The sequence below is a fragment of the Rhizobium atlanticum genome (assembly GCF_030182485.1).
Classification (GTDB): Bacteria; Pseudomonadota; Alphaproteobacteria; order Rhizobiales; family Rhizobiaceae; genus Rhizobium.
Window position 1 is genome coordinate 1 of record NZ_JAQJCJ010000051.1, and the last position, 10503, is coordinate 10503.

The 10503-nt window shown below is 57.6% G+C and carries 12 protein-coding genes; 10 read left to right on the forward strand and 2 right to left on the reverse strand.

Going from position 1 to position 10503, the window contains the following annotated elements; translation table 11 throughout:
• From PH551_RS32085 to PH551_RS32105, 5 genes are all read left to right on the forward strand, one after another.
• A partial coding sequence (locus PH551_RS32085; RefSeq protein WP_483315457.1) for an alpha/beta hydrolase occupies positions 1-489 on the forward strand: 489 nt, incomplete at its 5' end.
• Positions 490-541: 52 nt separating this feature from the next.
• On the forward strand, positions 542-1297 hold the full coding sequence (locus tag PH551_RS32090) for an SDR family NAD(P)-dependent oxidoreductase (RefSeq protein WP_097593994.1): 756 nt from the start codon (positions 542-544) through the stop codon (positions 1295-1297).
• 81 nt (positions 1298-1378) lie between these two features.
• Positions 1379-1786 carry a GlcG/HbpS family heme-binding protein gene (locus PH551_RS32095; RefSeq protein WP_285196333.1) on the forward strand — a complete coding sequence of 136 codons (408 nt, stop codon included), beginning with the start codon at positions 1379-1381 and terminating at the stop codon, positions 1784-1786.
• A gap of 177 nt (positions 1787-1963) precedes the next feature.
• A complete protein-coding gene (locus PH551_RS32100) occupies positions 1964-2413 on the forward strand; it encodes an OsmC family protein (protein WP_285196334.1) in 450 nt (149 codons plus the stop codon).
• A 13-nt stretch (positions 2414-2426) separates the two neighbouring features.
• On the forward strand, positions 2427-2720 hold the full coding sequence (locus PH551_RS32105; RefSeq protein WP_285196335.1) for a putative quinol monooxygenase: 294 nt from the start codon (positions 2427-2429) through the stop codon (positions 2718-2720).
• 56 nt (positions 2721-2776) lie between these two features.
• Here PH551_RS32105 and PH551_RS32110 read toward each other — a convergent pair whose 3' ends face one another.
• Both PH551_RS32110 and PH551_RS32115 read right to left on the reverse strand, forming a co-directional pair.
• Positions 2777-3673 (reverse strand): LysR family transcriptional regulator, encoded by an 897-nt coding sequence (locus tag PH551_RS32110; RefSeq protein ID WP_285196336.1) that lies wholly within the window; start codon positions 3671-3673, stop codon positions 2777-2779.
• Positions 3674-3775: 102 nt separating this feature from the next.
• A complete protein-coding gene (locus PH551_RS32115; protein WP_285196337.1) occupies positions 3776-4606 on the reverse strand; it encodes a putative hydro-lyase in 831 nt (276 codons plus the stop codon).
• A 400-nt stretch (positions 4607-5006) separates the two neighbouring features.
• On the opposite strand from PH551_RS32115, the gene PH551_RS32120 reads away from it, so the two are divergent.
• The 5 genes from PH551_RS32120 to PH551_RS32140 form a co-directional block, all read left to right on the forward strand.
• Positions 5007-6116 carry an extracellular solute-binding protein gene (locus PH551_RS32120; RefSeq protein ID WP_285196338.1) on the forward strand — a complete coding sequence of 370 codons (1110 nt, stop codon included), beginning with the start codon at positions 5007-5009 and terminating at the stop codon, positions 6114-6116.
• A gap of 27 nt (positions 6117-6143) precedes the next feature.
• Complete coding sequence (locus PH551_RS32125) at positions 6144-7220, forward strand: ABC transporter ATP-binding protein (RefSeq protein ID WP_285196339.1); 1077 nt, start codon at positions 6144-6146, stop codon at positions 7218-7220.
• A complete protein-coding gene (locus PH551_RS32130; protein ID WP_285196340.1) occupies positions 7213-8943 on the forward strand; it encodes an ABC transporter permease subunit in 1731 nt (576 codons plus the stop codon). Before PH551_RS32125 ends, PH551_RS32130 begins: the two co-directional genes overlap by 8 nt.
• Before the next feature lie 29 nt (positions 8944-8972).
• Positions 8973-9857 (forward strand): alpha/beta fold hydrolase, encoded by an 885-nt coding sequence (locus PH551_RS32135; RefSeq protein WP_285196341.1) that lies wholly within the window; start codon positions 8973-8975, stop codon positions 9855-9857.
• Between the two features lie 144 nt (positions 9858-10001).
• Positions 10002-10503, forward strand: a 502-nt coding sequence (locus PH551_RS32140; RefSeq protein ID WP_285196342.1) for a thiamine pyrophosphate-dependent dehydrogenase E1 component subunit alpha, incomplete at its 3' end; no start/stop codon positions are given.

The window sequence follows — 10503 nt, forward strand, 5'->3', positions numbered from 1 at the left end:
GCGGCTCTTGCAGCGCGTCAGCCCTCGCGCATCGGTTCGATGACGCTGATCGCACCGATTGGCCTTGGCAAGCAGATCAGCCGGGACTTCCTGACCGACTTCATCGCCGCCGAGCGCCGGCGCCCGCTGCAGAACGTCCTGGAGCGGCTGTTTGCCGATCCGTCCAAGATCACCAACGACATGGTCGAGGGCACCTTGCGCTTCAAGCGGCTGGAAGGCGTTCCCGAAGCGCTGTCGGCCATTGCGGACGCCATTGCCGATAACGGCGGTCAGAAGCAATCGATCGGTGCAACGCTCAGCGGTCTGTCCTGCCCGCTCACGCTGATCTGGGGCGACCAGGATCAGATCGTGCCCGTGCCAGAGCAAGGCGAAATCCCCGCCAGCGCCACCTTCGTCAAGCTGCAGGCGATCGGCCACATGCCGCAGATGGAAGCCGCGGCAGCCGTCAACGACCAAATCAAAAAGACCATCAAGCAGGCCGGTGCCTAAAAGGCGCCGCAAGCGCAGTCGGCAATCATCGAACAACAGGAAAGGGAATGCGATGTCAGGACGTCTTTCAGGAAAACGGATCTTGCTTACCGGTGGGGTTGCAAACATCGGCCTCGCGATTCTTGAACAGTTCGTTGCCGAAGGGGCAACCGTCAGCGTCGTGGATATCGACGCTGAGCGCGGCGCGGCCGTCGAGAAGCGTTTTGGCGGTGCGGTGAAGTTCATCCGTGCCGATCTCTTACAGGAAGCCGAAATCAAGGCGGCGATCTCTCAAGCAGCTGAATGGATGAAGGGCATCGATACGCTATGCCTCAATGCCGGCATCCAGCTTTCCGGCAGGCTGGAGGATTTCAGCACCGGTGACTGGGACAAGGTCTTTGCGATTAATGTCAGGGCGAATTTCGTCTTTGTTCGCGAGTCGGTGCAGGAGCTTCGCAAGTCCGGCAAAGCGTCCGTGGTGCTGATGTCGTCCCTTGCAGGCAAGCGTGGCGCCGCCGGTCTCCTCGCCTATTCATCATCCAAGGCCGCAGTGATCGGTCTGACGACCACGCTGGCGATTGAACTGGCGCGTGACGGCATCCGCGTCAATGCCGTATGCCCTGGCTGGATCGATACACCTTTCAACCAGCCGGTCATCGACTTCATCGGTGGGCGCGAAAAGCAGGAAGCGCTTGTTCCCCTGGTCATTCCGCTCGGCCGTCAGGCACGGCCCGACGAGGTTGCTCCCCTGTTCGTGTTCCTGGCATCGGACGAATCCTCCTATGTGACCGCGCAGGCGATCAACGTGGATGGCGGGATCTACAATTAGGCATGAACGAGGATGCGGCGGTCCGTTCGAGCGGATCGCCGCACGCATTGCTTTCCCATAGGCCCAGATCGAGGAACTACGATGGTCAGAATCATCACGCATGAAGAAGCCTTGAACGCCATTGCTGCGGGCGCTGCAAAGGTTAGAGAGATCAAACAGCCGTCGTCCCTGGCAGTCGTTGATCTCGGCGGCAACTTGCTGGCTTTTCTGCGGGTCGACGACGCAGCACTTTCAACGGTACAGATCGCTCAGAACAAGGCCTGGACAGCGCTCGCTCTGCGTTCGCCTTCCGGCCAGTGGATGGAGGCGGTTCAGCCGAATGGCCCGCTTTATGGCCTGGAAGCGGTCGGCGCGCGGCCGTTTGTGGTTTTCGGCGGCGGTCTGCCTATCATTCGTGACGGCAAGGTCGTTGGCGCCGTCGGCGTTTCAGGCGGTCCGGTAGATGACGACATCACGATCGCCGATACAATGCTGGCGGTCTTCGGCTAGGGCAATTCCAGCAAAAGTGTGCAGCGGTTTTCTTAGGCAAAGCGCGAGCGCTTTTGCCGGGAATTGCGTGAAAAACAAAGAGATAGAGCAATTCCGCGATTCGAAGAAAAACGGAATTGCTCTAGCGGGAAACATGTCCGCGTCCTTAAAGGCGCAAATGGGGTAAAGGGTGACAAGATGTCAGAACACATCGTTCGTCTTCAGTGGGATGCCGTCCCACACGAAAAACAAGAGAAAACCTACAGCCGCGACCATAAGGCGATCATCAGCCCGACGGTCACCATTCCAGTCTCCGCCGCCGCCGAGTATCTCGGCAACGCGTCGCTCGCAGATCCGGAACAATTGCTCGTGAACGCGTTGGCGAGCTGCCATATGCTGTACTTCCTCGCCATTTGCGAGGGCAGTGGTTATGCCGTGACCGCCTATCAGGACGAAGCTTCCGGGAGGGTGTCGAAGAGCCCCGAGGGCGGCATGTGGGTCTCCGACATCGCCCTGCGTCCCAAGGCGACCTTCAGCGGCGAAAAGCAGCCCGATCGCGAGACGCTCCGGCGCCTTCACGATCGCGCGCATAAGGGCTGCTTCATCGCAAATTCGATCAAGTGCCACGTATCCATTGAGATTCAGTAATCTGGAGGTAGAAATGAAGAACAAACTCGTTGTAGTGGCGACCATCGTCGCCCATGAAGGCAAGGAAGATGCAGTAAGGGATGCGCTACAGACGCTCGTTCCCCTTGCAAAAACAGAGCCTGGCTTCGTCCAGTATGATCTCCACCAGTCGAATGATCGGCCGGGCGAGTTCGTATTCTACGAGATCTGGGACGATGAAAAGGCGCTCGACGTCCACAACAACACGGATGCGATGAAAGCCTTCGGCGCCAAGAATGGCCACCTGTTCAAATCGGTAGCGCTCGAGAAATACACCCGCATTTCCTGACGCGTGCCACGACTGGCCGGCATCGCTGGCCAGTCTCCTAACAAACGCCAAGGGTGCTACCGGCAAACAGCGCCGTCGTCTGCGACTTCCTGTGCAAGTTTGGCGACCACACCGCTCAGAGGCATGTCCGGGCGAGGAATGAAGCTTGCCGTGAATGAGAGTAGCGGCAACGCCTCTTCGTGGGCCAGCAGGCAGAGACGGCCGCTCTCAAGATGTTCGACCGCGACTTCTTTTGGAATTGCGGCAATTCCCAAGCCGTCGAGCGTCATGCGAATGATCGACGACAGCGATGCGTTTGCGAATAGACGGACATCTGTGACACCAGCCCGGCGAAAGAGCTCTTTCAGTTCCGAGTGGGGTCGCGTGTGGCGGGCGAAAGTGATGATTGGATATTCGGCGAGCTTTCGAAGGCTCATGCTGGCGCCAAGCTCGGGGAAGTCTGAGCGGACGATGAAATCCAGGGGATAGGTGCAAAGATGAATGTTCGTCACGTGCCCTGCAGTGATCGGGCCCATCAACAAGGCGATATCGATCGCATTGTTAAGCAGTGCATCGGCGAGCCCCGCCGAAGCGTCGACATCAATCGCAAGCGTTATTCCAGGATATTCGGCACTGAGCCGCTTCAGAAGTTCGGGTAGCCAAGTGTGAACGATGGTGTCGGAAACGCCGAGATGCAGGTTGCCGCGCAGGGCACTATCACCCGCGATTGCCGAGACAAGCTCCACGCGTAGCGCGATCATTTGCTCGACGTATCGTAAAAGGTCCCGTCCTTTAGCCGTCAGATGACTGCCGTGCTTGTTACGATCGAACAGCCTGACATTCAGATCGCGCTCAAGCTGGGCGATCCGCGCCGAGACCGCGGGTTGCGTGGTGTGGAGCTTCTCTGCCGCACGATTAAAACCGCCGGTCTGCGCGACGAAGTAGAAAGTCTCCAAAGTACGAAGATCAATCATGCTGTTCCCCCGGTGCCGTGCGCTGGCGCGGAGAGCATACGACGATTATGTTCCTTGCTGTCCACGGGCGGGCGCGCCCAGGAGGCAGACCCGATTACGCTATCACCAGTCTGGCGCAGAAAAGCGAAATTTTCCAGTTATTAGATCATCATCGGGTATATCGGTGAGCAGCATGCATCCCGGCGAGTGGGTGATCGCGATCGGTGGCTTTGCGTTGGCGAGCGCCACCTGTGGTGTGACACCACATGCCCAGAAGACCGGGATTTCTCCTTCTCTGACTGGCACCGGATCCCCGTAGTCGGGACGAGTTATGTCTGGGATCCCGATCGCTGACGGATCACCGAAATGAACCGGCGCACCATGAACCTGCGGCATCCGAGAGGTGATCTCGATTGCGCGAATGGCGTCTGCGGGTTTCATCGGGCGCATCGACGCGACATACTGGCCCGAAAAGCGCCCTGCCGATACACATTCGATATTGGTCTTATACATCGGTACGTTCGTGCCGAGCTCGATATGGCGGACGTTGAGACCGGCACTCAGCAGCGCCCATTCAAACGAGAACGAGCATCCGATTAGGAAGGATACGAAATCGTCCTGCCAGAGGTCCGCGATGTTCTCCACTTCGCCGACCAAATTGCCGTCGCGGAAGATCCGGTAGCTCGGCACGTCGGTACGGATATCGATCTCCCGCCCCGCGCCAGGTAGCGACGGATCACCCGGCCGACCCACTGCCAAGAGCGGGCAGGGCTTGGGATTTGCCAGGCAGAAATTCAAGAAATCCTTCGCCCATTCTCTTGGCAGGATAACAAGATTACCTTGTGCGAACCCTCGGGCCATTCCGGAGGTCTGGCCGCTCATGGCGCCGGATCTCGCCGCAGCACGAACGGCATCCGGCGGATGGTCCGCAGCGCTATTTGAAGACAGTAACACCGATTGTTTCCTCGACGGTAAAGAATGTCCTGAATTGTTTGCTCGTTAGAGTCGCAGCCGTCAAATTATGAAATTGAATGGTCCGTGATCAATTTTCCTTATAGAACTCGCGTTAGGTCGCGTGCCCTCTGGTGATCAGAATTCGTTATTACAGGTCATCGTGAATCGCGATTTGACCGCTGGATGCAAGAGCGGGAGGATGTTGAGGCTGAATGGTTAGGAGGCCCTTCGGCAACGACCTGCCGGACGAGAGGACGTCCGAGCAGTTCCAAAACATCCCCGTTAATATTTCGCTGGGCCGCAGACATGGCTGGCAGCGACATTTGGATCAGTAACCGAACTGTCGTTAGTTAGGCCGTCTTTGACAGGCTCCCAGATCGACAAAAAGGGAACTCTCACAATGACCAAAGATTCGACACGCTTTACCGCCAACCGTCGCCAAGTCCTAAAAATTGGTGGCGGCCTCGCCGCCGCAAGTTTGTTTACACCCTTCCTTTCTTCCGCCGCCGTGGAAGAGGAGCCAATCACGCTTCTGACCTGGGAAAGTTACGACGAGCCGGACTGGATCGCCGAGTGGGAAAAGGCAAACGGCACGAAGATCAAGCCGGTCATCATTTCTTCGCTCGATGAAGTTTTTGCCCAGCTTCAGTCCGGTGCGGTAAAGCCGGACGTAGTCTATTCAGAGGCCTCAACGGCGGGTCGCCTGAAGAAAGCCGGTCAGATTGCGCCGTTCGATCTGTCGAAAGTCCCCAATGTCGCCAACATTCTTCCTGGGCTGAACTGGAAGGATCCGCTTTCGGTCGATGGTACGTTGATGGGCATCCCGCTGCATTGGGGTACACAGCCGCTTCAATATAATGCCGACGTCATCAAGGAAGCTCCGACGAGCTGGGCGGCTCTCTGGGACAAAAAATATCAGGGAAAGGTCACCATCTTTGACGACGCGACCGTCACGATCCCGATGATCGCGCTCTATGTCGGAGTAAAGGACCCTTTCAAACTAAGCGAAGACGAGTTTGGCGCGGTTACGAACGCACTTCGCGAACTGCGCCAGCAGGTTCGCGTCGTCACCCGCGGCTTCGACGATGCGGCGAACGTCTATGCTTCAGGCGAGGCGCTTCTCGGTTACTGCCATAACGTTACGGTTGTGAACACGCTGAAAAAGAAGGGCCTGAACGCGAAGTATTCGCTTCCAAAAGAGGGAACCCCTTCCTGGATCGAGGGAACCTATGTCACGCCGAAGGGACAGCGGGATATCGTCTACAAATTCCTGAATGACACGATGTCCGTCGAGTGGCAGACCCGGTTCATGAAATTCTCCGGCAGCAATGGCGTTCTGACGCCCGAGGCGGCGCGCAAGGGCGGCCTCACCGAGGAGGAACTCAAGAACACGAACATTCTCGACTCCGAAGATCCGGCGTTCAAAAGCAACCTGGTGTTTTTCCGAGAGCCGGAAGACGTCGAACGGCGCATCCAGATCTGGAATGACTTCCTTGCTGGTACGCTTTGAGCCGATACGTGAACGCGGAGAAGACAGATGGGTACCTCCCAGGCAACGGTGCTTTCGCTTGAAGGCGTCTCGAAAACCTATGACGGTGCAAACAAGCCTGCGCTAGACGACGTTTCCTTTGCCGTAAGAAGCGGAGAATTTTTTTCAATTCTCGGCCCGAGCGGTTCTGGAAAGACCACCATCTTGCGGACAGTTGCAGGGTTCGAGCATCCGGATCGGGGTGCGATCACGATGTCGGGGCACGCCATGAACGGCGTTCCTCCGTTCAAGCGCGACGTGCGCACTGTCTTCCAAAGCTACGCTCTTTTCCCGCACCTCACGGTGCGGGAAAATGTTGAATACCCACTACGGATGCGTGGCGATGCGAAATCTGGCCGATCTGCCTCGGCGATGGAAGCGCTCTCGCTCGTCGAGATGTCGGGGTTTGCCGACAGGCTTCCCCATCAGCTGTCGGGCGGTCAGAGGCAACGGGCGGCATTGGCAAGATCAATTGTTTCAAGGCCGAAGCTGCTGCTTCTCGACGAACCCCTGGCGGCGTTGGATTTGCGGCTGCGCCAGCAGATGCAGCACACGCTCGTGGCTCTGCAAAAAGAGCTCGGTATTGCGTTCATGTATGTGACGCACGACCAGGGCGAAGCGCTGTCGATGTCGGATCGCGTAGTGGTGCTCAATGAGGGAAAGATCGCGCAGCTTGCGACGCCGCGCGAAATCTATTTCGCGCCGAACAATGAATTCGTTTCTCGGTTTGTCGGCCGGTCCAATCTCATCCCCGTGACGTTTGAAACCGCTGGAAGCGGTACGGTTGCGCGCGTGGAGAATGTGACGCTGCCAGGTCTCGTCGCTTCACGTAGCGGCGCAGCGCGCATGGCAATCCGCTATGAGGCCGTTCAGGTCAGCGAAAACGTTGCCATGCCATCTCCGGGTACGCTTCGTGGAACGGTTGAAGACGTTCTGTTCATGGGAACGAGCTGCGAGGTCAATGTCCGCTGTGGTGCGATAAACGTGATTGGCCTGGTGCCTGCAGCTCACAATTCGTCGCTCGAAGTCGGTCAGCCGGTGCAGGTCAAGTTCGATCTGCAGAATACGCAGGTGTTCTATGACTGATAATATCGCATCCAATCTCACGAAACCTTTGCAGGCTTCACCGCTGGGCTTCAAGATCAGCCTCAATCTGGCCAGCGTGCCGGTCCTTGCCTGGCTGTTCCTGATCGTTGTCTTGCCGAACGTCTTATTGATCGGGGTGAGCTTTCTCAAGACTTCGGGCGGCGTCATCCTTCTTGAACCATCGCTTATAAACTACGCACGGATCTGGAACTCGGCCGGCTTTTGGGTTTTGCTAACGCGCACCTTATCATTCAGCTTTCTTGGCTGCGTTCTTGCAACTGTCATCGCCTTTCCCCTGGCCTTTTACGTCGGTCGGGTGGCAAGGCGGTATAAGACCCTCTTGACAGTGCTGGTTGTTCTGCCGCTCTGGATCAGCCTTCTGATGCGCATTTTTGCCTGGCGCATCATTCTTGGCCAGTCGGGTGTTCTCAACGCAGCCCTGGTCTCCAGCGGTATTCTCGATCAGCCGTCAGCTGCCTTCCTTTATAGTCCAACCGCAGTCGTCATCGTATTTGCCTACATCTCCGTCCCATTCATTTTCATTTCGACAATGGGCGCTTTCGAGAAAATCCCCCGTGATCTGATCGAAGCGTCGCAGGATTCCGGCGCGACGCCAATCCAGACATTTCTCCACTTGATCTGGCCTTTGACCCGTCGCAACTTCGCCATCGGTTTTTCACTGGCGTTTCTCGTGACGGTCGGAGATTTCGTCACGCCGGCCATGATCGGCGGTATCGACGGCACAACGCTTGGTGTGGTGGTCTCCACTCAGTTCGGATTTGCCAACAACTGGCCATATGGCGCAGCAGTTGCGGTTGCGCTCATGATGAGCGTGGCTCTGCTTCTCGGCACTATCATTACAATGCTGCCGACGAAGGGCGTGATGCTCAGCGAGGAGGCCGAAGGTACATTGCCTGAGAGCAACTCTCTACAGCGTGGCTCCGGTCGTCGCCTCGGAACCGTTGGCGTTGTCGCGTCCATCATCTACCTTTATGCACCGCTCGTTATCATCGTCCTGTTTTCGTTCAATTCCGCTAACCTGCAGATCTTCCCGCTGCAGGGCGTTACCCTTCACTGGTATCAAGAACTCCTCCAGGATCAATCGTTGATGGAAGCAGCCCGGCGATCGGTAATCGTGGCACTCTGTGTCGTGACGATGTCGGTAGTGCTGGGAACCATTTTCGCGTTGATCATTCATTACGCCAGGTTGAAGGGCGCTCGTTTTTTCGAACTCGCCTTCGCACTGCCGATCGCCACGCCCGGCGTCGTTCTCGGGATCGAGATGGTGCTTGGCACAGAAATATTCTCAATTCCCTCCGGCGTCGCGCGGATTGTCATTGGGCAGATGAGTTTCGTGATGCCGGTGACAATGCTGCTGCTGCTTGTACGGCTGCGACGTCTCGATCCGAGCCTTATGGAAGCCTCGCTCGACCTTGGCGCCAATCGCTGGCAGAGCTTCGTCCATATCCTGTTTCCGATGATCCGCGGAACCATAGTCGCCGGTGCCTTTCTCGGGCTCACGCTGTCGGCTGACGATGTGATGGTCACCTTGTTCTTGTCGGGTGGTGCGCCAACCCTTCCGATCTGGGTGTTCAACCAGCTCCGCTTCGGCTTCACGCCCTCGGTGAATGCAATCTTCTCGCTGCTCCTCTTTGCGTGCCTCTTGGTCGTTGGTTTCGCTTCGTGGAGAACCAGCGCCAGAAACGCCAGGACAGCGGCTTAGTCGCTCGATATTCGATAAGGAGGTTCACAATGGATATGCAGGACTGGCGCTTAAGCGGAATTGAAGGTTTCGTGCGCGGCTTTCTCACAGTCGAAGGTGTTCGAATTCACTACGTTTCAGGAGGACGGGCAGACGGAGATACGATCGTCCTTTTTCCCGGTTTTCCGCAAAGCTGGTATGCTTGGCGTAAAATTCTGCCTGTGCTTGGCGAGCGCTACCGGGTCATTGCGCCAGATCTTCCAGGGCAGGGCGATTCCGATCGACCTCTGCGTGGATGTGATACGCTTTCGATCGGGCATCTGATGCGGGAGTTCACCAAAAAGCTCGGGATCGAGAAGCATTATCTGGCCGCTCATGACATTGGCGCATGGGTCGCCTATCCTTACGCGGCTTCCTATGGCGAGACGGTCCTTGGCCTCGCAATACTGGACACCGGCATCCCGGGGATTAGTCTGCCTGACACACTACCGTGGTCTCCCGATACGGCGTGGCGAACCTGGCACGTGGGCTTTCATAATCTGCCTGATCTGCCCGAAGCTCTCATCAGGGACCGGGAAGATATTTACCTCAGATGGTTTCTGCAGCGCAAAGCCGCGAGCCCGGCATATTTTTCTGAAGACGATTTCGACGAGTATCTGCGGGTTTTTCGCAGCAATGGCCTGAAGGGCGGCCTGGCCTACTATCGCGCGATTTCCCAGTCGGCGGACCAGAACAGAGAGCTCAGCAGTCGCGGCAAACTGAATATGCCGGTTCTGGCAATTCGCGCCGATCAAGGCTCGATGCCGGATCTCGTGGCGCAACTGCAGAAGATTGCAACCGACGTCTCGGGCACCGCCATCGAGCATTGCGGCCACTATTTGGCTGAAGAGCAACCTGCGGCGCTTGCCGATGCATTGACGCGTTTCTTTTCCTGACGCGTCGCCGAGGCATTGAATGCGTCCACCTCTCCCAAGACGGGTGGGACGAGCCGGATTGCGGATGTCGGCGGATATCCGCAATCCGGCGCCGCGAGAGATGATGAACAGCAGGGTCCCAACGAAGATCTGCCGGAGGAACACATGTCAGGCTTACAACTTTCACAGGACAAGCTGATTGAGGTTTATCGAAGCATGCGGATGATCCGTCGCTTCGAGGAGCGGGTGATGGAGGAGATGGCGACCGGCGACATCCCGGGCAACACGCATCTTTATGCCGGGCAGGAGGCGAGTGCGGTCGGGATCTGCCTGCATCTGCGCGAGGACGATTACATCTCCTCGACCCACCGCGGCCACGGCCACTCGATCGCCAAGGGCGTGGACATCGACGGCATGATGGCCGAACTGTTCGGCCGGGCGACCGGAACCTGCGGCGGCAAGGGTGGGTCGCAGCACATTGCCGACCTGCGCAAGGGCATGCTTGGAGCCAACGGGATCGTTGCGGCCGGCGCTCCGATCACCTGCGGGGCGGCGCTCAGCGCAAAGCTGCTTGGGACCGGCCAGGTCGCGGTCGCATTTGCCGGCGACGGGGCGATGAACGAAGGCGTCATGTCCGAGAGCTTCAACCTTGCCAAGATCTGGAACC

Bases quoted from the DNA above. Each gene is read 5' to 3' on its own strand.
- PH551_RS32090 (WP_097593994.1), top strand. From the start codon at position 542: ATGTCAGGACGTCTTTCAGGAAAACGGATCTTGCTTACCGGTGGGGTT.
- PH551_RS32095 (WP_285196333.1), top strand. From the start codon at position 1,379: ATGGTCAGAATCATCACGCATGAAGAAGCCTTGAACGCCATTGCTGCG.
- PH551_RS32100 (WP_285196334.1), top strand. From the start codon at position 1,964: ATGTCAGAACACATCGTTCGTCTTCAGTGGGATGCCGTCCCACACGAA.
- PH551_RS32105 (WP_285196335.1), top strand. From the start codon at position 2,427: ATGAAGAACAAACTCGTTGTAGTGGCGACCATCGTCGCCCATGAAGGC.
- PH551_RS32110 (WP_285196336.1), bottom strand. From the start codon at position 3,673: ATGATTGATCTTCGTACTTTGGAGACTTTCTACTTCGTCGCGCAGACC.
- PH551_RS32120 (WP_285196338.1), top strand. From the start codon at position 5,007: ATGACCAAAGATTCGACACGCTTTACCGCCAACCGTCGCCAAGTCCTA.
- PH551_RS32125 (WP_285196339.1), top strand. From the start codon at position 6,144: ATGGGTACCTCCCAGGCAACGGTGCTTTCGCTTGAAGGCGTCTCGAAA.
- PH551_RS32130 (WP_285196340.1), top strand. From the start codon at position 7,213: ATGACTGATAATATCGCATCCAATCTCACGAAACCTTTGCAGGCTTCA.
- PH551_RS32135 (WP_285196341.1), top strand. From the start codon at position 8,973: ATGGATATGCAGGACTGGCGCTTAAGCGGAATTGAAGGTTTCGTGCGC.